The organism is Olavius algarvensis spirochete endosymbiont (assembly GCA_900608495.1).
Classification (GTDB): domain Bacteria; phylum Spirochaetota; class Spirochaetia; order DSM-2461; family DSM-2461; genus UBA2779.
The window spans coordinates 1-19,885 of the sequence record UWYT01000082.1; the positions used below are offsets into that span (position 1 = coordinate 1).

At 47.2% G+C, this 19,885-nt stretch carries 18 protein-coding genes and 1 pseudogene; 8 read left to right on the forward strand and 11 right to left on the reverse strand.

Going from position 1 to position 19,885, the window contains the following annotated elements; all coding sequences use genetic code 11:
- Window positions 1-789: pseudogene (locus S1OALGB6SA_RS10025) on the forward strand (glycogen debranching enzyme); the annotation flags it as partial.
- Here S1OALGB6SA_RS10025 and S1OALGB6SA_RS01835 read toward each other — a convergent pair.
- The gene (locus S1OALGB6SA_RS01835) at window positions 779-2,275 is read right to left on the reverse strand and encodes a DUF362 domain-containing protein (protein WP_195910240.1); all 1,497 of its coding nucleotides are present in this window, start codon (window positions 2,273-2,275) and stop codon (window positions 779-781) included. The pseudogene S1OALGB6SA_RS10025 and the gene S1OALGB6SA_RS01835 overlap by 11 nt on opposite strands.
- 31 nt (window positions 2,276-2,306) lie before the next feature.
- Between S1OALGB6SA_RS01835 and S1OALGB6SA_RS01840 the strand changes: the two genes are divergently transcribed.
- On the forward strand, window positions 2,307-3,248 hold the full coding sequence (locus S1OALGB6SA_RS01840) for a prenyltransferase (protein WP_077067654.1): 942 nt from the start codon (window positions 2,307-2,309) through the stop codon (window positions 3,246-3,248).
- Here S1OALGB6SA_RS01840 and S1OALGB6SA_RS01845 read toward each other — a convergent pair.
- The 8 genes from S1OALGB6SA_RS01845 to S1OALGB6SA_RS01880 form a co-directional block, all read right to left on the reverse strand.
- Entirely contained in the window at window positions 3,210-3,752 is a 543-nt protein-coding gene (locus tag S1OALGB6SA_RS01845) for an STAS domain-containing protein (RefSeq protein WP_081950187.1), read from the reverse strand. The genes S1OALGB6SA_RS01840 and S1OALGB6SA_RS01845 overlap by 39 nt on opposite strands.
- Before the next feature lie 365 nt (window positions 3,753-4,117).
- On the reverse strand, window positions 4,118-5,848 hold the full coding sequence (ade, locus tag S1OALGB6SA_RS01850) for an adenine deaminase (RefSeq protein WP_037564820.1): 1,731 nt from the start codon (window positions 5,846-5,848) through the stop codon (window positions 4,118-4,120).
- A gap of 56 nt (window positions 5,849-5,904) precedes the next feature.
- Window positions 5,905-6,495, reverse strand: coding sequence for a TetR/AcrR family transcriptional regulator (locus S1OALGB6SA_RS01855; RefSeq protein WP_052080331.1), 591 nt, complete (start codon window positions 6,493-6,495; stop codon window positions 5,905-5,907).
- A gap of 43 nt (window positions 6,496-6,538) precedes the next feature.
- The gene (gene fabV, locus S1OALGB6SA_RS01860) at window positions 6,539-7,711 is read right to left on the reverse strand and encodes an enoyl-ACP reductase FabV (protein ID WP_037564818.1); all 1,173 of its coding nucleotides are present in this window, start codon (window positions 7,709-7,711) and stop codon (window positions 6,539-6,541) included.
- A gap of 3 nt (window positions 7,712-7,714) precedes the next feature.
- On the reverse strand, window positions 7,715-8,149 hold the full coding sequence (fabZ, locus tag S1OALGB6SA_RS01865) for a 3-hydroxyacyl-ACP dehydratase FabZ (protein ID WP_037564816.1): 435 nt from the start codon (window positions 8,147-8,149) through the stop codon (window positions 7,715-7,717).
- 5 nt (window positions 8,150-8,154) lie between these two features.
- Window positions 8,155-9,402, reverse strand: coding sequence for a beta-ketoacyl-ACP synthase II (gene fabF, locus S1OALGB6SA_RS01870; RefSeq protein WP_037564814.1), 1,248 nt, complete (start codon window positions 9,400-9,402; stop codon window positions 8,155-8,157).
- Window positions 9,402-10,136, reverse strand: a complete 735-nt coding sequence (locus S1OALGB6SA_RS01875) for a beta-ketoacyl-ACP reductase (protein WP_037564812.1) — start codon at window positions 10,134-10,136, stop codon at window positions 9,402-9,404. The genes fabF and S1OALGB6SA_RS01875 overlap by 1 nt, the downstream gene beginning before the upstream one ends.
- A 66-nt stretch (window positions 10,137-10,202) precedes the next feature.
- Window positions 10,203-11,183 carry a beta-ketoacyl-ACP synthase III gene (locus S1OALGB6SA_RS01880; RefSeq protein WP_037564810.1) on the reverse strand — a complete coding sequence of 327 codons (981 nt, stop codon included), beginning with the start codon at window positions 11,181-11,183 and terminating at the stop codon, window positions 10,203-10,205.
- A 67-nt stretch (window positions 11,184-11,250) separates the two neighbouring features.
- Between S1OALGB6SA_RS01880 and accB the strand changes: the two genes are divergently transcribed.
- The 6 genes from accB to S1OALGB6SA_RS01910 all read left to right on the forward strand — a co-directional run bounded on the left by accB (window position 11,251) and on the right by S1OALGB6SA_RS01910 (window position 16,737).
- On the forward strand, window positions 11,251-11,763 hold the full coding sequence (accB, locus tag S1OALGB6SA_RS01885) for an acetyl-CoA carboxylase biotin carboxyl carrier protein (RefSeq protein ID WP_230204362.1): 513 nt from the start codon (window positions 11,251-11,253) through the stop codon (window positions 11,761-11,763).
- An 11-nt stretch (window positions 11,764-11,774) separates the two neighbouring features.
- Window positions 11,775-13,079 carry an acetyl-CoA carboxylase biotin carboxylase subunit gene (locus S1OALGB6SA_RS01890; RefSeq protein ID WP_503465863.1) on the forward strand — a complete coding sequence of 435 codons (1,305 nt, stop codon included), beginning with the start codon at window positions 11,775-11,777 and terminating at the stop codon, window positions 13,077-13,079.
- 48 nt (window positions 13,080-13,127) lie between these two features.
- The gene (gene accD, locus S1OALGB6SA_RS01895; protein ID WP_306766972.1) at window positions 13,128-13,979 is read left to right on the forward strand and encodes an acetyl-CoA carboxylase, carboxyltransferase subunit beta; all 852 of its coding nucleotides are present in this window, start codon (window positions 13,128-13,130) and stop codon (window positions 13,977-13,979) included.
- Between the two features lie 23 nt (window positions 13,980-14,002).
- Window positions 14,003-14,971, forward strand: coding sequence for an acetyl-CoA carboxylase carboxyltransferase subunit alpha (locus tag S1OALGB6SA_RS01900; protein WP_037564805.1), 969 nt, complete (start codon window positions 14,003-14,005; stop codon window positions 14,969-14,971).
- A gap of 370 nt (window positions 14,972-15,341) precedes the next feature.
- Entirely contained in the window at window positions 15,342-15,764 is a 423-nt protein-coding gene (locus tag S1OALGB6SA_RS01905; protein ID WP_052080330.1) for an Hsp20/alpha crystallin family protein, read from the forward strand.
- Between the two features lie 25 nt (window positions 15,765-15,789).
- On the forward strand, window positions 15,790-16,737 hold the full coding sequence (locus S1OALGB6SA_RS01910) for a FecR family protein (RefSeq protein WP_124032370.1): 948 nt from the start codon (window positions 15,790-15,792) through the stop codon (window positions 16,735-16,737).
- 80 nt (window positions 16,738-16,817) lie between these two features.
- Here S1OALGB6SA_RS01910 and S1OALGB6SA_RS01915 read toward each other — a convergent pair whose 3' ends face one another.
- Together S1OALGB6SA_RS01915 and hydA are read right to left on the reverse strand one after the other, a co-directional pair.
- Complete coding sequence (locus S1OALGB6SA_RS01915; protein ID WP_124032371.1) at window positions 16,818-18,071, reverse strand: M20 family metallo-hydrolase; 1,254 nt, start codon at window positions 18,069-18,071, stop codon at window positions 16,818-16,820.
- A gap of 35 nt (window positions 18,072-18,106) precedes the next feature.
- Entirely contained in the window at window positions 18,107-19,519 is a 1,413-nt protein-coding gene (hydA, locus tag S1OALGB6SA_RS01920; RefSeq protein WP_124032372.1) for a dihydropyrimidinase, read from the reverse strand.
- Window positions 19,520-19,885 lie beyond the last annotated feature (366 nt).

Genomic DNA, 19,885 nt, shown 5'->3' on the forward strand with positions numbered 1-19,885 from the left:
AAGCCATACCATAGCATCAACTACATCACCGCTCACGACGGGTTTACCCTCGCCGATTTAGTATCCTACGAGAAAAAACATAACCAGGCAAATGGTGAAGAAAACCGCGATGGCAGCAACAACAACATAAGCAAAAATTGGGGAATTGAAGGACCCACGAAAAACCGAAAAATAAACCAAATCCGCAGCCGAATGATTCACAACTTCCTAGGCACCCTCCTCCTCTCGAGCGGCACACCGATGCTTCTCGGAGGCGATGAATTTCACCGTACCCAAAATGGAAACAACAACGCCTACTGCCAAAACAATCCGATTAGCTGGCTTGATTATTCACTGATTAAACGCCATCCCGACACTCATCGCTTTGTGCGACTCCTGATAGGCTTTCGCAACGCCCATCCCGCACTCCAACGCCAAGATTTTTTCAAAGGCCGCGATTTCAGCAACAACGAAGTACCCGACATAGGTTGGTTTTGCGAAAACGGAAAGCCGATGAACTGGAACAGAGCCGAAAACATACTCGGGCTTCGAATCGATGGAAGCCGCAAGGAAATCCATGCCGAAGCTGATGATGTCGACATCTGTATGTTCTTCAATGCCACGAAAAAGGCTATACGCTTCCTAATTCCACAACCGCATGAAGGACAAATCTGGGTTCGCGTGGTTGATACCGCCCAATCCAGCCCGAAAGATATACTCGAACCAGGGCAGGAACAAGCCGTCGGTGATGCCACTCATTATCGTCTGCAAGCTCATTCCCTGGTGGTGCTCATCGGCATCAGCGTCTAGGAGACTCTATCGGGAAAGCGTCTTCGAACAGCACGCGGATTTCGTCAATATCGTTGGTAACATTGAAACCAGCACGCCTCATTTCGTCCATGCTCAAAGATAGCCAATGTCCAAAGGAACCCTTCGTTCTGCTAGTTGGATCCATTGACTTCGTATCTCCATAATTTTGCAGTCTCGCTGTTTGCATCAGAATTTCCGTAGCTCCCCATACATCCAAGGCAACAGGATCCCGACTGGCCGCAATTATTCCTGCTAAATCCGCATTCTCATAAGGAGTTGAAGGACCATTTTTCGGTCTTGCATTCACCCAAATTGCATCAAGAATGTTCAAATCGGGCATTCGGGTTTGCGCCATCTGAGTTCCCATTCCCCCTGTTCCTACTTTCCTATGAGCATTATGCTTTGTAAGTCTATTGGAAACTACACCCATATAATGCTTTACCGCACCCGTTGCCCCATAAATGAAATGGCTTTTGAGAACGGGTACATTGATTATTTTCAGACGGCTCGAATCATATACACTTCCATCCCATATACCCTTGGCAAAGCTCACCTTCGTGCCATATTCAGTTGCAAATTTAGGATAGCTGACAATAATACCAGTCTTGCTTGAAGGCATATCGGCTACAATGTAACCATCTCGATCGTCCCCATCGGCGTATTCTTCTACCTTTGTCAGTGTGATGGCGTCCCAAAGATATGTTGACACCCGATACTGCTTTGAGAACCTGCGCTCCACATCCACATAGGATAAGGATTTGTCTGTCGCATTGTTTTTCTCCCAATCAAGCCTGCCCCCATCCCCATCCGAACCATATTGAGCCTGGCCATTATCCGCAATGACTATCTCACCTCTAAAGCCATCTGGGTGCATAACTATGCCCTTCACAATGGCCGCTACCAAATCGCTGTTCGTGCCACCTCTGGAATCCCATTGAGAATTTACCTTGATAATTACCACATCGTTATGGGCGACAATCCCAGGAACTTCGTCTCGAGCATAAAAGTTTTGGCCATCCTGCTCCATCAGCTCGATAAGTCGAGCAAAGCCTGTCCCGGCATCTGTCCCGGCCCGGTTGGCATATACAGTGGAAGCTCTCAAACCAGCTGCCTCTCGTGTTTCAATCACCAGATTCATCTCTCCCATTGATGCTCCAGTCCCGAACCGGGTAAGCGAATTGGCAACGATCGGGGCATTGGTAGTAAAATATATGATTCCCACACTCACAAAGACGCAGATGAGCCACAGGAAACGCCTGCCGGCTCGGCTAATACCAGCTAAGGGAACGAAAACCGTACTGAGCCAAAGGACCGCATTTGCCGAAGCCATCCGCTGACAGGGATAAGTCGACCTAGACGGTTTTGGTCCGCTCCTTATGAAAAACCAAAGCAGGCTGGCAAAACCTATAAGAAACCATCCAAATCGCGAAGTCCACCATTTCTCCAAGCTCAAGATTTTCCTGCGCATAACTTCATTATACACCATATTATTACTAGAATCCAATAAAAAACCGTTTATGCTGAAAAATACCGTTCTATACGCCAAAGAATTCATCCACGCCAGCCGTGTATTCTCCCTAAGCTTGGCTATTGCCTCCACCAGCATGGGAATAATTGCCTCCTGGCACGATGGCTCCCTGGCCGCACTTGAAACGCCCAAGGTAGTTTTACTCATCCTGCTAATTACTGTGGCCGGACTTGCAGCCCAATTAGGTGCAAATCTAATTAATGACTATTTTGAAGGATCGTTCAAATACGAAAATCCTGCAGTGCCCTCGGCGGTTACAGTGCGATTTCTAAAGAAGGATAGAACTCCCTTTGATGTTTTTGTGTTTCTATCAGGTATAGCGGCACTCGGTTTAGCCGGTTTAATCGGGCTCTATCTGACATACATCAGCTCGTGGCCAATGCTCCTAATCGGTTTATTGGGATTGGTGGGTTCTTACGGTTATACAGGAGAGCCCATCGTTTACAAAAACAAGGGTCTCGGGGCAATTCTCTCCTTCATACTTATGGGGCCGCTGATGAATCTAGGAGCATACTATCCAATTGCCAAAAACTTCAGCTGGAATCCAATACTTTTTGGCTTGCCGCTGTCTCTACTAATTCCCGCCCTGATGATTAGCAACGAGATGAGAGATTTAGAAGAGGATAGCAGGATCAACATTGGATCACTGAGCAATAGGATCGGGCATCGATGGGCACTCTTCCTCTATGACTCCTTACTAGTCTGTAGTCTAATTGCCATAGTCGCTCTCGTAGTACTGAAACTCTACCCTGTACAGAGCCTTCTCAGCTTATTGTTTCTGCCAGTCGCCTTCAAAGCCCGGCGCAGAGTAGCTCGACATGAGGGTCCAGGAATCCGCCTAACGAATCTGCTGCATCAGTGCTTGTTCCTAACTCTGGCCATTACATTTTTCCTAGCCAAGCTGCATCTCACCGCTATCGTTGACACTTAGAGGTGTATTGCAGAAAGGACAACTAAGTCGTCCTGGCTTTGCCGCCTCCAGCTTCCTGAAACAAACAGGGCAGGTTATCGTAACAGGGAATACATCAATCGGAGAAGATTCAATATTCACACTGCGCAGCGCCTCCTCCCGCGTAGTACAGAAATGAAAGAAAGAAGCGAAACCAAGAAGTTTGAAGACTTCAAAAATCTTCTTGGGTATCCCGAAGATAACCAGTGATCCGTCCCTCTTTCGAACCGCTCTCAGCAGAGCAGCAAAAGCGCCAATTCCCGCACTAGTCATGTAGGTAGTTTCAGTTGCGTCAATAACAATGTTTACATAACCTCCGTCTATAACCTTTGAAATCTGAATCCTGAAAAAATCCGAATTGTAAGTATCGAGCATACCAGTAAGATGGATTATCACCACATCTCCCGCGCCAACTTCCTCAGGGATTAGTTTAAAATCCGGATGTTCACCGAGGGTAAAATTAAAGTTTTCCGTTTTCATCATCATTCAACTCCTGATAATGAATAATCCGGCAAGCTTCGTGCCAGGAAGCTTATCTATATATGAAATAAGTAATTATCCTATTTTTTGTCTCACTTTGGACGCTCTGGAAAAGGATGAATAATAGATAAGCCGGAATCTATCACTGAGATTTAAATATTTATCCACAAAACAATTAGAGGATAGAAAGGCTGAAATGCGCTATGCAAAACGGATAGTATGGAATCTTCACGAACGAGAAACTCACTAACTTGGGAGCAAATTCTATATGAATGAGATAACTGGATTAAGCTTGAGTTGATTCGTCAACGGCATTCGGTTCCAACTGAGAAATCTCATCAATGATGAATGGACACCCGCATTCCAGGTTTTTAGACGTCTATAGGCGTGAAGTCATAGGCTTGTACATCGAATAGACCTCGAACGGTTAGTTTTAAGTTGGGAATTACAGGCAGAGCCAGGAAGCTCAATGGCATAAAGGGGTCCAATTCCTCAGGGACGCCAAGTTTCCCATGGGCCAAATCGATTAATTCGTTAAGCTTCTTGGCTGTAATATCGCTTGCTTCGTCGGTCATCAGACCACCAAGCGGCATAGGTAAGACGCCAAGCAACTGTCCGCCTGTGGCCGCGAGCGAGATACCGCCGCCGGATGCTTCAAGAGCATATAGCGCCGCTAACATCGCCGCATCATCATCACCCACGCAGATTAAGTTATGGGAGTCGTGCGCAATACTGCTTGCAATCGCACCGCCGGAGAGACCATATCCCTTAAGAATACCTAAACCAATGCGTCCACTGGCTTTATGCCGCTCAACCAAGGCCAACTTCAACAAATCTGATTCAGCCACAAACAAACCCCTTTCATTCACCGAAACCTCTAACACAGAGTTCTCGGTAATAAGGCTGCCAGCTACCAGGGATATTACTCTTGCCCGCTTTGATTTCAGTTTCAACTCCAAGCCAGAAGAATCCAATCTGGCAATTCGCACTGTATCTCGCACGGGTCGGTTGTCAGATTGGGGCAGTTTACAGGTTAGTTTTCCACCCTCCGCAACCAATTTCCCTCCTTGATAAACCATATCCACAGTGAAGTCTGCGAGTTCGCCTTTCAGCACCACCATATCCGCACGGCGATTAGGACAAAGGGCTCCTCTGTCCTCCAGACCGAAAGTTTCGGCACCATTCAGGGTTGCCAAGCGAATTGCCTCCACTGGTGGCACACCATGATGAATAGCTTCCCGTACATTGAAATCGATATGCCCCTCCGTCAAGATATCGCTTGGAAGTTTATCGTCCGTACAAAATGCACATCTCCGCCCCGCTCCGCCTCCAATGCCATTTATAAGATTCACAAGATCCCGCGTGGCAGTTCCCTCTCGTATAAGAATGCGCATCCCCATGCGAAGCTTTTCGTTCATTTCTTCGATATCAGTACACTCATGATCGGTTCCGATACCCGCAACGCTGTAAGCGGCTAGTTCACTTCCGCTCATCTTCGGGCTATGCCCATCGATCCGTTTACCGGCCAGATGTGCCATAGCTACTTTTTCCACTATGCTCTTTTCTGCTGCCGCCACCGCCGAATAATCCATCACTTCACCCAAACCAAGCACTCTCGGATGTCCGATGAGGATTTTCAAGTCGGATGCCGTCAACTCGGCTCCAGAATCCTCAAATTTCGTCGCCGGTACGCATGAGGGTAGCATTAGAAAAATCGACTGGGGTAAGTTCTCCGAAACTTCCAGCATCCAGCGAATCCCAGCAATACCCCGAACATTTGCAATCTCATGGGGATCGGCAATCACCGTAGTGGTGCCCCTCGGCACCGTTAAATCCACAAAACCGCCAGGCCCCTGCAAGGAGCTTTCAATATGAACATGAGCATCGATTAGCCCTGGAACAACAATCCTGTTGTTCAAATCCTCTTCCACTAAACCATGATAACCCTTACCAATAGCAACAATTCGCTCGCCTCTTATCGCTAAGTCGCCCGGAATAAGAGCGCCGGTAAAAACATCAAGGATTCTGCCCTTACTCAGCACCAAATCCGCAGGACTTCTACCCGAAGCCACTTCAATATCTGCTAAAATATTATCAACCATACTAGGAAGGTTATTGTAAATCGAGAACTGCCAGATTTCAAGGGAAAAGTTTCAATCTAGAGCGCCAGGCTTCCTAAAAAGACTTCTATTACTGAAATAGTCTGTCTTGGATCGGCAGCCCTTATAATAGCCAGTTTAAAGAGATATGCCTGGATTAAATCAAGGATTTGCATCGCAGTGGCGCCGACTTGAATCGAGCGAAGTTCTCCCCTCTCAACACCTTCCCGAAGCATTCTTCTAAATAAGTGATCAAGTTTCAAGGTTCGCCGGCGAATTATTTCAGGAAAATTTTTACCCTCGTGTCTCTTTTGAACGAGATAATCACCCAGGCTGGCAATGAAATCTCGATTCAACCAGCTCTTAAAAACAATGTTTCCAACAATTTTTCGGATATGAACAAGCACTGGGCCGGACAATTCTGCCTCATCCTTGTAATCCAAGAACATCTCATCCGTATAGTATTTAATTGCATAGGTAAAAATCTCTTCCTTGTCCCGAAAATACAAATACAAGGAAGGCCTCGAAATATTGCAGGTTATGGCTAGATCGGACAGGTTTGTGTTCCGGTAACCCTTCTGAGCGAAAAGCTTAAAAGCCCGTCGAAGAATCACTTTTCTTCTCAGTTCATGATTGATAGCCTTTGGCATGCCGGCGTCTATTTCACACTAATAAACAAAACTTGCCCATGTGTCAGCCCATGGGATTGACATCAGCGCCATAATCCACACTGGGCCAGTCAAACCCATGCAAGCGCATAAAATCCTCCCTGAAACCTTTTATATCTGTTAGCGATTCAAGGTTCTCGTTATTAATCTTGTCCCACCTGGCTCCAATTAAATCCTGAACATCCTTTCTCATCTCCCAGTCATCCATGTGAACTAGTCCATTTTCATCCCTCAACGTACCATTTGGACCATATATTTTGGTTCTTAGCATGCGATACATCTGCTCAATACAGCCCTCGTGAATGCCCTTTTCCTTCATAATCTTATAAAGTAGAGAGATGTAAAGAGGTACAACCGGGATTACAGAACTCGCTCGGGTAACCAGGGCCTTGTTCACAGATACAAATGCCTCACCACCGATAGATTTCAACATTGAATCTAAGGCGCCAGCGGTTTTCTCCAAATTTTCTTTAGCGGATCCTATCGTACCCGACCGATAAATCGCATAAGTGATTTCCGGCCCAATGTACGAGTAAGCGATGCTTTTTGCCCCCTCCGCCAGAACATTGGCTTCCAAAAGAGCGTTAATCCAAAGCATCCAATCTCCGCCTCCCATAACTTTAACCGTATTTAACTCCTCCTCCTCAGTAGCGGCTTCTATACTAACCTCGGCAACCGTTTTTCTAATGAAATCCACTGATTTCGCAGTGTAAGTTTTCCCCAGAGGCTTGAGCACCGACTTGTAGATTTCATTGCTATTCGGGTCTTTGCGCGCAGGAGAGGCAAGGGAGTACACCACCAAGTCCACCTGGCCGAACAGCTCACGAATCTTATCAATCACTGTCAACCGAGTTTCATGGGCGAAAGCATCCGCGTTCAAACTCTCCGCAATAAGGCCTTCCTTCTTGGCTGCCTCATCGAAGTACATGTTGCTATACCAGCCCGGGCTCGCCGGTTTTTTCTCCGTGGGCACCCTCTCAAGGGAAATATTTATGGTGCCGGCGCAACCTCCAAACGCGGACGAAATGCGAGTTGCAAGTCCATAGCCAGTCGAGCCACCCAAAACCAGCACTCGCTTGGGCATAGTAATTTCACCTGCCTCCTTGACATATTCAATCTGTTGCTCCAGAGCTTTTTTCAAACCGAGGGGATGAGCGCTAAGGCAGACCCCGCCAATAATCTTGGGTTCGATAAGCATATTCTAATTCCTCCCCTTTCCTGGACCCAGCAGGCATAGCCATGAGGCCTCAGCCGCTAATTCTTTTCCAACATAAGCCTTGCCGCTCTGACGGATTCCGCGTGCGCTAATCTGAACATTTTGAATCTCAAAGCGCACCTCATCACCTGGCAACACCTGTTTCCGAAATTTAACCTTGTCTACCGTAGCCAGGAAAAAAAGCTTATCGCCAAGAATACCAGATTGGGCAACGCCCGCTCCTCCGCACTGAGCCATGGATTCCACCAGCACAACTCCGGGTACAACAGGATAGTCAGGAAAATGCCCCATGAAGAAATAATCCTCATTCGTGTATTTGCGAGTTCCAACGACGTGCTTGTCGCTAACTTCATCCAACTTGTCGACATATAAAAAAGGCGGCCTGTGGGGTAGTAAATCCTCAATGTTCTTGAATGCCATTTTTGTTACTCCTTGAACTTTTTAAATATCAACGCGCCATTATGGCCGCCAAAACCCAAATTATCCGACATAACCGCCTCCAGTGAAGCCTTTCTACCCACGTGGGGAACATAATCCAAATCGCAGCCTTCATCGGGATTATTCAGGTTGATCGTAGGAGGGATGAAACCCTCGCGAAGGGCCATAATACTGATTATCGCCTCCAGGCCACCCGCACCACCAATCAGATGTGCCGTCATTGATTTTGTCGATGAAATGGGCATTTTATAGGCATGGCTACCGAAGGCCTTCTTAATTGCAATGGTTTCAAGCGGATCGTTGGTGGGAGTAGAGGTGCCATGTGCGTTGAGGTAATCAATCTGCGAGGGTTCCATCACGGCATCTTTCAAAGCCCATATCATCGCTCTCGCAGGTCCAATACCCTTCGCATCCGGACTAGTAAGGTGATATGCGTCGCAGCTGCCTCCATATCCAGCCACTTCCGCGTAGATTCTTGCTTTTCGATTAAGAGCGTGCTGTTTCTCTTCAAGTACCAGAATGCCAGCTCCTTCACCCATTACGAAACCATCCCTACCCTTGTCGAAGGGGCGACTTGCAATGCTTGGCCTGTCGTTGTATTTGGTGGAAAGAGCCGTGAGTTTTATGAAACAGGATATACCAAAGGGTGTAACCGCTGCCTCCATACCGCCGCTTATGGCAACATCTATCTGCCCAACTCTAATCGAGTTGAGCGCTGTCCCGATGGCATCGGTAGCCGATGTGCAGGCAGTCACCACCGTATAACAAGGTCCAAAAAAGCTGTGGCGGATAGCAATATTTGCAGCGCCCTCATTAATAATCAATTTGGGGATGGTCATCGGAGAAACCCCTCGGGGACCCTGGGATATCAACTGTCGTACGCCTAATTCAGCCACCTCAAACCCGCCAATTCCATTCCCCAGGATTATGCCCACCCGCTCCGGATCCACGCCGTCCTTACTCAAACTTGCATCCTCTATAGCCTGCGCCGCTCCGGCGAGCGCAAACTGTGAAAAACGGCCAAGTTTTCGCACCTCTTTTTTGTCAATCCAAACTGTCGGATCGAAATCTTTCACCTCGCCGGCGATTTTGCAAGTATATTCCCCGGTGTCGAAGGACTTGATGGTATCGATACCACTTCTACCGGCACTCAGCGCCTTCCAGGTATCCTCAACACCATGTCCAAGTGGATTAACTGTCCCAAGTCCGGTTACGACAACTTGTTTCCTCTCCATTACATCACCAATCCCCCATCTACCCTGATTACCTGTCCTGTAACATAGGAAGATAAATCGCTAGCAAGGTAGAGCACTGTATTGGCAACGTCCTCAGCCACTCCCATTCGCCCCAAAGGAATTGCCTTGGCATATTCGGTTTTAACTTCGTCAGACAGTTTATCGGTCATTGCGGTAGCAATGAAACCCGGAGCAACAGCATTTACCCTCACGTGTCTTTTAGCCGTTTCCTTTGCCAGGCTCTTTGTGAAGCCTATTAAACCGGCCTTGGACGCCGAATAATTGGTTTGACCCGCGTTACCCATCTGCCCCACAACCGAAACCATGTTGATGATACTGCCCGATTTCTGCTTCAGGGCCATAAAGGCCGATACCTCGCGCGCCACAAGGAAGGCACCGGTTAAATTTACTTTTATCACCGATTCCCACTGCTCCAGCGGCATTCGGAAAACCATCCCATCGCGCGTAATCCCGGCGTTGTTTACAAGAACATCCAGCTTGCCATCCGCGCAAACCTTTTTAACCAACGCCACCACCTTTTCCTCCACCGTAATATCTGCGGAATGAAATATCACCGGCTCGCGTCCTGCTCGCTCCATCTCAGCCTTGAATGGACTCTCGTTGAAATCACAATAATGAACCGACGCGCCCTCTCTCAAACATTTCATGATAATTTCTTTACCAATGCCCTGAGCTCCGCCGGTTACAAGAACTTTTTTTCCTTCAAGCAACATGAATCGTCACTCCCATACAATGAACTTCGCGGTTAAACTCGCTCCCGGGAGCGATGCCTAGACTAGCTACCATACTATGTAATTTCCCCCATAAGTCAGTCCGCTCCCGAAACCGACAGTGATTATTTTCATACCCTTCTTCAAAATGCCCTTACTGTTCATTTCCGCCAGAGCGATCGGTATCGAAGCAGAAGAGGTATTTGCATACTCATCTATATTCAAATAATACTTTTCGAGTGGAATATTTGCCCGTTTGGATGCGGCATGAATTATTCGATAGTTCGCCTGGTGAGGAACAATGTAATCAATATCTGCACTAGTCAGTGAATTTCGAAGCATCAAATCTCTCACTACCTCCACATTCACCTTTACTGCGAAGTTATATACTCGCTGTCCATCCATGTTCAGGTAGAGTTCCGACTCCGTGGTTTCTCCCAATTTGAAGGGTGTGGAAGTGCCTCCAGTCGGCATATAGAGAGCATCGGCGCCGCTTCCATCAGTTCGCATTATGCTGTCCACGATGTTCTCGTCTCTTTCTCCGCTCCTTAGGATTGCAGCTCCCGCGCCATCTCCAAAGAGAACCGCGGTACTTCGGTCTTCCCAATCTATTATCGCGGAGAGCTTTTCCGCACCGATAACCAGCCCTGTTGTTACAGTACCGCTTAGGATCAGGGAACGCCCCAGTACAAGGCCATAAATAAATCCGGTGCAGGCGGCTTTGATATCGAACGAGCAAATATTTCCGGCCCCAAGTTCGTATTGTACCAGATTTGCGGTGGCCGGAAAATCACGGTAATCCGGTGTAATAGTGGCAACGATGATGAAATCCAATTCTTTTTCACTTACGTTGGCATTCTCCATTGCCATCCTAGCCGCCTGAATTGCCATGTATGAGCAAGTCTCCTCATCGGAGGCGATATGCCTGTTGCTAATTCCGGTATGTGAACGTATCCATTCATCAGAGGTATCGAGGTTTCTCGAAAGTTCATCGTTGCCTACTCGCCGAGGGGGAATATAACTCCCTACCGATACGATTCCTGCTGTCATAGGTACTCCAGAAGTGGATTATTTACATATTCGCGAATTCTGTCAATATTGACATCAAGTCGGCGAAATGAATAGTATTCATGACACATTGTATACCTCGAGAAGGAAAAGCGAATCCATGAATCAGAAACAGATTTTTGAACTAATGGAAAAATTCAAAGAGTGCAAGCTGGGATCCCTTAAATTGGAATTCGAAGGATTTAAGATTTCTCTTAGAAGCGATAGATCGAATTTAGCGCCAAAGCAGAACACAGCCGCACCCACCTATTCACATGAGAAACCACAGGTAACCACAGCGGTGCACGATTCCGAAAACAAACACAGTACAGGAAAAGATGACAGCGAGACTGTCAACGCACCAATCGTAGGTTCCTTCTATCGATCACCCGGTCCAGATTCACCGCCCTTTGTGGAGGAAGGTTCTGTGATTGACGCTGGCGATTCCATGTGCATCATCGAAGCTATGAAAATAATGAATAAACTGGAGGCCGAATTTGCCTGCGAAATTGTTCGGATACTGGCGGAAAACGGTCAGATGGTTGAATACGGAGAACCGCTTTTCGAGGTGCGCAGAACGTGATCCGTTCCCTGATGATTGCAAACAGAGGTGAAATAGCTGTCAGAATCATTCGAACCTGTCAGGAAATGGGACTGCGGTCGGTGGCCGTTTTTTCCCAGGCGGATGCAGATGCTCTCCATGTGAAAATGGCTGATCAGGCTGTCTGCATCGGGCCGCCTCCCTCGGCACAGAGCTATCTGAATCAGAACGCCCTGTTAACCGCCGCGATGTCCACCAACTGCGACGCCATCCATCCCGGTGTTGGTTTTCTGTCCGAGAATGCAGAATTCGCGGCCGCCGTGAGGAAATCCGGCCTCATATTCATCGGAGCTGAACCAGGTACAATCAAACTCTTAGGCAACAAAATTCAAGCTCGTGAAATAGCCTGCTCAGCAGGACTCCCCATTACACCCGGCAGCGACGGACCAGTCGAAAATATAGATGAGGCAATCAGAATTGCCACGGAGATTGACACACCTCTGATAGTTAAGGCCGCTGCTGGCGGAGGGGGTAGGGGTATGAGAATCATTCGCAACCAGGTGGAATTGGAAGAAAACATCCGAATTGCCTCCGCCGAGGCTCTTAGCTTTTTCTCCGACGGAACAATATTCCTTGAGCGTTATCTTGAAAACCCTCGCCATGTTGAGATTCAAGTGCTCTCAGATGGTAGAAACGAGGTAATCTACCTCGGAGAACGAGATTGTACGGTGCAAAAAAAATATCAAAAACTGCTGGAAGAGAGCCCTTCTTCGGCTGTCAACGATGAATTACGTGAAATCATGCGAAAGGATGTTCTACGCCTCTTCAAGAAACTGAACTACGCGGGCGCTGCAACTGTTGAATTTCTCGTGGAAGACAACAAGCATTATTTTATGGAAGTAAACACGCGAATTCAAGTGGAACACCCGGTTACCGAATTGATAACGGGTGTGGACCTGATCAGAGAGCAGATTTTAGCCTGCAGCGAAGGTAAGATGGATATTTCCCAAGAATCTATTGCTATCAATGGCTACGCGCTTGAAGCGCGAATCAATGCGCTGACACCTGGAACGGTTAGTGATTTTGTCCCACCTGGCGGGCCCTTTGTAAGGACAGACAGCTTCCTGTATCCAGGCTATAAGGTTTCTCCTCACTATGATTCAATGATAGCGAAAATCCTTGTATGGGCCCCTGACAGGAAACGGGGACTTGCCCGGATGTCTAGAGCTCTACGGGAAACCAGAATCGAGGGAATCAGGACAAATATAGCGGAACAGTTTATCCTGCTTGAATCGCCCCAGTTTCGCAGCGGCCATTTCGGAAGCGGACTTTACGAGAAACTAATTGAAACGGAGTAGTCTTCCACAGACTCGCATGAAGCTAGTAAAAATGATGGAGTAACTAGAGTGATAGAATTCGGCCGTAAAAAGAAAAAGAACCGTGGTCAGTTACCCAAAGCCTTCGCTCTGCTTACGGATGAACTATGTCAGGAATGTCACAGCGAAATCAAACGAAATAGCCTAATCAGAAATTTCCAGGTTTGCCCCGAATGTGGCTTCCACATGCCCATGCATCCCTACGATCGCATCAGCACTCTGGTGGATAAGGACAGCTTCATTGAATTCTCGCAAGATCTCACCAGCCAAAATCCAATCAAGTTAAATGGTTACGAAGAAAAGCTTGACCAAGCCCGAGGCAAGGCGGGTCTAAACGACGCTGTTGTGACAGGAATTGGAACAATCGAAGGCCACAGGGCCGTACTCGGTGTTATGTCGTTTCAATTTCTAGGTGGTAGTATGGGTTCCGTTGTGGGCGAAAAAATAACCCGTGCGATACTAAGGGGTGCCAAAGACAGTACCCCGGTGATTCTGATAACCTCCTCGGGAGGCGCACGAATGCAGGAAGGCATCTTCTCTTTGATGCAAATGGCGAAAACTTCAAATGCGGCTGCTTTGTTAAGCGGACTCAGCATAGCACTTTTTATCGTACTGACACATCCCACCACAGGAGGGGTCACTGCAAGTTTCGCTATGCTAGGCGACGTAATCATTGCAGAGCCCAAAGCATTAATTGGTTTTGCAGGCCCACGAGTTATAGAGGGCACATTGAAAAAGAAGCTTCCAAAGGAATTCCAGCGCTCAGAGTTTCAGCAGGAGAAGGGTTTTGTAGATATGATTGTTCCGAGAGAAAGATTGAAGAAAACACTTAGCTTTCTGCTGAAAACCCATCAAGTGGAATATGGCATAATGCGGAAATAAGGAATAATGCGGAGAGATTTAATATGGATGAGTTGTCGATAGAGAACAAAATCGAAGAAATAAGGGTGCTCGCGAAGAAAGAGAATATCGATATCTCCCGCGAGTTAGACGGTCTGAAATCCAAATACACATCCAAAACAGATGATACCTGGGACAAGGTTCAGTTGGCCAGACGCATAGATAGGCCCAATACGCTGGATTATATCAGCCTGATCTGTGATGACTTTGTCGAACTCCATGGCGATCGACATTTTGGTGATGATCCAGCCATAATTGGTGGAATAGGTATTATTGAGGACAAACCCATCACCTTTATTGGCCATCAGCGAGGCCATAACATGAAAGAAAACATCGCTCGGAATTACGGCTGGGCCTATCCCGAGGGCTATCGAAAGGCGCTGCGTTTGGCAAAACAAGCAGAGAAATTTAACCGTCCGGTGGTTACTTTCATCGACACCGCCGGAGCCTATCCCGGCATCCACTCCGAAGAACGTGGTATTGGCGAAGCGATTGCTGTCAACCTCAAGGAATTCAGTGTGCTGAAATCGCCAATAATCTGTTTCATAATCGGCGAAGGCGGCTCCGGCGGTGCACTTGCCATCGGCGTTGGCGACAAATTCTACATGCTTGAAAATTCAATTTATTCGGTTATCAGTCCCGAGGGCTTTGCCTCGATTCTTCTTCGCGATGCCGAACGTGCCAAGGAAGCAGCCGAGATACTGAAGGTAAGCGCCCAGAATGTGAAAGATTTTGGCATAATACACGGCATCATTCCAGAAGCTCCTGGCGGCGCACACATAAACCCTAAGTTCAGTGCCAATGAAATCAAGCATACAATAATCAAAGATCTCAAAATTCTCATGACCAAGACGCCTGAACAGCTCGTTCGTTATCGTTCAAAAAAAATCCGTGAAATCAGCCACGTGAATGAAAACAATGCACAGGATCTTTTCGGCATATTTTCAAAAGTCTTCAATCGCAGCTCTAGCTGATTGATTCCTAAACGTCCCGAAACTCAACCCTGCTAACCCACAATTAGCCGATTCATAATGCTACACAGTCCGCATTTCCAGGCGCAAGGCCGCTTTGAAACACATTTCCCGACACAATTAACATGAATTGGGTATTTTTGATCCATATTGGTTTATCGCTCGTCCCACTGCCTCATAACTACCCGACAATCTGCGTCTTTCGCCAATCGCTGGAAGTTTAATACATTGTGCAAGGTGCATATGAAACTCATATATGTCTACTAATCTTTTGTATAGTAATACTTTAACTCAAATCCGCCAAAAAGGTTAAATTTTTGGCACGAAAGGTGCGTATATATCTTTGTCGAATTGATTAGACAAGGAGGATATTATGAATTATTTAACTAACAGAACGCCACTTGGCTTACTTGACGAGATGGATTGCTTTTTTAACCGGATTTACGATGTCGATTTTGCTCAAGTTGGTTTCGGCGTCGATATCTCGGAAACAAAAAATGCCTATGTGATTAAAGGCAATCTTCCGGGGTTCTCGGCAGAGGACGTGGACGTGAGAATTGAAGGAAATCTTCTGGTAATTGAGACAAAAGTTCTTGAGGATGCTGAAAAGAAAAACGATGATACAACTTGGCATTACCGGGAGAGAAGGCAGAGGCATATGAAGCGAAGCTTTGTGCTCCCCGAGAAAGTTGACAAAAACCAGATTGAAGCCGCCATGAAAAACGGAGTTCTTTCGGTAACCTTGAATAAGTCACCTGAATCAAGTCCCATGTCTATCACCGTAAGAAGTGAATAACTATGTATAAACCGCCGAAGTATCTTTGTTTAGATTCTCGGCGGTTTTTGTTTTTGTCGTGGTTGGAATCATGGTGTATACTAATAGGGTTATGAACCGGCAAAAACTTTTTATGACCATAGGGATGCTTGTTTGTGCAACCATACCCTTGAGTGCGACAAATCTTAAGGTCGATTTTTTGGATGGTAAACTTGAATATCGCGAAAAACAGGGTGATTGGCAACAATTATACATTGGAGATGTCATCCCGAAGGACTGCTCTATTCGTCTATCCAATCATGGTTTTGCAGAGCTTACCACCGACGGCAGGAGAGTGACGCTCACGCAAGCAGGCATTTACGCCAGTTTCGAACTCATTGGCAATAACCCGAAGAAGGGCAATCTCCGCCAGATTATTGGTTCCAAATTCTCAACTTTGATTATCAGAAATCCCAATGATACACATAATACCGCTGCAGCAGTCCGCGCAGCGGCGCTAGATTCCGACGATTTCATCACTTGGGAAGATGAATCTGCGAATTACCTCGAGGATGGGCTCGGGTTAATGGAAGCCGGCGATTTCATTGGCGCTCGGGAGACTTTCAAAAAGGGCTCGCTATGGGAATCAGGGGCCGCTCAACGAGAGTGTATTTTCCGTCATGGCATTGCCGAACAAATACTTGGCAATCCTAAACTGGCTCGAAAGGCTCTGATGGCTGTTAATCCTACTGAAGATGATTCCTTTCTTGGCGAATACACGATTATGATGGCAATAATGTACCTTGAGAGTATGGAGTATGAGCAGGCCGACAAGACAATCTCGAACTACCTGCTTACGAACCCAAGCGATGAGGATGCGACTCAGGCAGCATGGCTGCTTTCGGCTTATAGCCTGGCTGGACTAGGAGAGGATAGCGAGGTGAGCTTGAAAAAGGCAATCGAATTAGGCCCCGGGAACGAAATCGGTATGGCAGCGGCAGATATGCTTAAATAGACCAGCATTTAAAGAAAAGAAGCTGAATAAACCAGCGATTGAATGTGGTTCAAGCCGAGAGGGAAAACGAGCCAGCATTCCTACTGACTGCTTTTAAGTATGCAACGAAGTAAAACGTCAGCACCTCTAACGCAGTCATCCCATGCTGTGTTCTCAACCTCGACATGACTTCGCCCCCCGATGCTCGGTACAAAGATCATCGCACCCCGAGTTACCTTGTTTATCTCGCTCATATCATGTCCGGCGCCTGACAACATGCGAAGGCTGCCAATACCAAGTTCTTCGGCGGATTCCAACACCAGATCCACCAATTTCTGATCGAAAGACGCAGATTCTACCTTCCAAAATTCTTCGCTTCGAATCTGACATCCCAGCCGCTCGGCAATAATCTCGAACTCTCTTTTCATTAACTGCCAAGCTCTAAGTGCGTGATTATCGTCCCAGCTTCTGATATCCACGGTAAAATGCACCCTGCTGGGAATGATGTTGCGGCTATTCGGGTAGTTCTGTATCTCGCCGACAGTTGCAACCATATCGCCCATTTGATGGGCCACTTTGTTGACCGTTTGACACATCTCGCTAAAAGCCAGGAGAGCATCGTTCCTGCCTTCCATCGGGGTGGGTCCAACCTGATTAGCGGTACCCTCCAAGTAAACATCATACCAATGCAAGCAAAGTATTCCCCTTGGTGCGCCAATCTGCTTCTTCATTTTCCAAAGAATCGGACCCTGTTCGATGTGCAATTCGTAGGCAGTCTCGATATTCCACTTCCTATGATCGCAAGGAAAATCCCCCATGTAGCCTATACGAGCTAGTTCTTCGCCAAAAACCGTTTTTCCATCGCGATCCTTTCTCCCATAAGCCCACTCTTTGGTGATATTCCCTGCCCAAACTCCCGAACCCATGCAGGCAGGGGCGAACCATCCCCCCTCCTCGTTTGTCCAGTTAACCACTATGAAATCTCTCTCGAGCTCAATGCCGGCATCATTTATACTTCGCATCGCCTCGAGAGCTCCTAGAACACCGAGGATGCCATCGAAACGACCACCAGGTTTCTGAGTATCCAGATGGGAACCCGCCATAACCGCGCCGCGTTTCCTATCCCTACCTGGACGAACGGCAAACATATTGCCCATTTCGTCGATTATCAGTTCACATCCAGTTTCCCTAACCCATTTAGTAAATATATCGCGCATCCTCTTATCCTCATCCGTTGCCGCACAACGCTGGATGCCGTTGTTCTTCGTACCACCGATTCTAGAGGAAATTTCGATAGTTGTGCGCAGTCTATCCCCATCGACGTGCAAATGTTCCAGTTGGGCATTCCTAATCATTTGAAGTCTTCACAATCATTGGAAATCCGTACCGATCAAAGTACTCTCCCCATTTCCGTCCTGGAAATGAATTTACCGAAGCCCGCCTCCCCCAACCACTCCCCATCTTCCACAAGCAACCGACCTCGAACAAAAACCTGAACCGGCCAACCTTTCACTTCTAATCCCTCATAGACGTTGTAATCAACATTCATATGATGAGTGCCAGCGCTGATTTTGTGCTTCTTATTTGGATCGAAAAGCACTATATCTGCGTCAGAACCAACAGAAATAGTACCTTTTCTTGGATATAAACCAAAAATCTTAGCCGCATTCGTAGATGCTAAGGCTACAAAACGCTCCGGGCCAATAAGACCGCTATTAACCCCTACGTGCCAAAGTACTGTAAACCGGTCCTCTATGCCGGGGACACCGTTGGGAACCTTGGCCCAGGAAGACCTTCCAAGTTCCTTACCCGCAAATCGACCCTTTTTAGTTCCATCGAACCAGAACGGGCAATGATCCGTGGCCACTGTTTGTATTGTTCCATCGGCAAGACATTCATGAATTATACTTTGGTCCCAGGCCGTCTTGGGCGGCGGTGAACAGATGTATTTTGCGCCCTCAAAACCGCCGGTTTCTATGGCCTTATCGGTCAACGTAAGATACTGAGAACAAGTTTCGGCCATTACAGGCAAACCTTTCAAGCGTCCGCGGCGTACTGCCTGTAAGCCCTGCCCCGAAGCCACATGGACTATGTAGAGGGGAGAACCTGTTATTTCCACAAAATCTACGGCCCTGCTCATGGCTTCGGCTTCTATCACTGCTGAATGGGCCACATTGTGATACTTCATATCGTTTTTCCCCTCAGCCAGTAGTTTCTCGCTAATCAGAGCAACCGCATCGCCATTCTCAGCGTGAACCAAAGTGAGTATCCCTACCTCACCAGCAACTCCCAAAATCTTGAGAAATGTCGTGTCATCCATCTGAAATACGTTCTTATAGGCTAAAAACACCTTTATGCTCGAAACTCCCTCCCTATTCAGCCTGGGAATTTCGGCAATCGTTTCATCCGTGGGGTCAGCAACAGAGATATGGAAGGAATAATCTATAACTGCCTTACCCTCTGCCTTCGCCTTCCAGGTTCTTATGCCATCAATCAAACTTTCACCCTTTCTCTGAATGGCAAAGTCAATATGAGTGGTAGTGCCGCCAAAGGCAGCGGCTTTATGTCCGGTAAAAAAATCGTCGGTAGACCTCGTTCCACCGAATGGCATATCCAGATGGGTGTGGGGATCGATACCTCCAGGCATTACAAGAAGACCTCTGGCATCGATAACCTTATCATCCAGACGCCTCCGCCCGCTCAACTTGCCAATGGCCGCGATTTTCTCGTCCTCTACCAGAACATCGGCGGCAACAGTATCTCCCGCTCCAACAATAGTTCCACCTTGAATAATAGTCCGCATAAGCCCTCCTAATGCCCATTGCCCAAGTTCAGTATGTTATATACTAACCATCTTAGGAAGGCACAATTCCTTGGTGCTCAGAATAATCCCCTTATCGCGGGTTGTTTTGGGTCTGGCTTTTTCCAGCTGCGGTTTGCTGAAGATATGCGGGCTAATTGGCTGCCGATTGAGCTCTGGTTGGGGTGAGCGGAAAATCGCTGATGCTACTTGCTTGATAGCATACCGACATTCAAACACTGGCCACTGAGAAATATTGTTAAAATCGTAAGAATGTGCTAACAATGCACCCATGGTCAAGATGATAAATCGCCATTGGCAGCAGGTTGCCCATCATAAGTCTATGATCTATTCGTTTGTAGTCCTCTA

Bases quoted from the DNA above. Each gene is read 5' to 3' on its own strand.
- S1OALGB6SA_RS01880 (WP_037564810.1), bottom strand. From the start codon at position 11,183: ATGACAGCAGGAATCGTATCGGTAGGGAGTTATATTCCCCCTCGGCGA.
- fabV (WP_037564818.1), bottom strand. From the start codon at position 7,711: ATGCTTATCGAACCCAAGATTATTGGCGGGGTCTGCCTTAGCGCTCAT.
- hydA (WP_124032372.1), bottom strand. From the start codon at position 19,519: ATGCGGACTATTATTCAAGGTGGAACTATTGTTGGAGCGGGAGATACT.
- S1OALGB6SA_RS01840 (WP_077067654.1), top strand. From the start codon at position 2,307: ATGCTGAAAAATACCGTTCTATACGCCAAAGAATTCATCCACGCCAGC.
- S1OALGB6SA_RS01900 (WP_037564805.1), top strand. From the start codon at position 14,003: ATGGATGAGTTGTCGATAGAGAACAAAATCGAAGAAATAAGGGTGCTC.
- S1OALGB6SA_RS01845 (WP_081950187.1), bottom strand. From the start codon at position 3,752: ATGATGATGAAAACGGAAAACTTTAATTTTACCCTCGGTGAACATCCG.
- S1OALGB6SA_RS01835 (WP_195910240.1), bottom strand. From the start codon at position 2,275: ATGGTGTATAATGAAGTTATGCGCAGGAAAATCTTGAGCTTGGAGAAA.
- fabF (WP_037564814.1), bottom strand. From the start codon at position 9,402: ATGGAGAGGAAACAAGTTGTCGTAACCGGACTTGGGACAGTTAATCCA.
- S1OALGB6SA_RS01855 (WP_052080331.1), bottom strand. From the start codon at position 6,495: ATGCCAAAGGCTATCAATCATGAACTGAGAAGAAAAGTGATTCTTCGA.
- S1OALGB6SA_RS01890 (WP_503465863.1), top strand. From the start codon at position 11,775: ATGATTGCAAACAGAGGTGAAATAGCTGTCAGAATCATTCGAACCTGT.
- ade (WP_037564820.1), bottom strand. From the start codon at position 5,848: ATGGTTGATAATATTTTAGCAGATATTGAAGTGGCTTCGGGTAGAAGT.
- S1OALGB6SA_RS01905 (WP_052080330.1), top strand. From the start codon at position 15,342: ATGAATTATTTAACTAACAGAACGCCACTTGGCTTACTTGACGAGATG.
- fabZ (WP_037564816.1), bottom strand. From the start codon at position 8,149: ATGGCATTCAAGAACATTGAGGATTTACTACCCCACAGGCCGCCTTTT.
- accB (WP_230204362.1), top strand. From the start codon at position 11,251: ATGAATAGTATTCATGACACATTGTATACCTCGAGAAGGAAAAGCGAA.
- S1OALGB6SA_RS01875 (WP_037564812.1), bottom strand. From the start codon at position 10,136: ATGTTGCTTGAAGGAAAAAAAGTTCTTGTAACCGGCGGAGCTCAGGGC.
- S1OALGB6SA_RS01915 (WP_124032371.1), bottom strand. From the start codon at position 18,071: ATGATTAGGAATGCCCAACTGGAACATTTGCACGTCGATGGGGATAGA.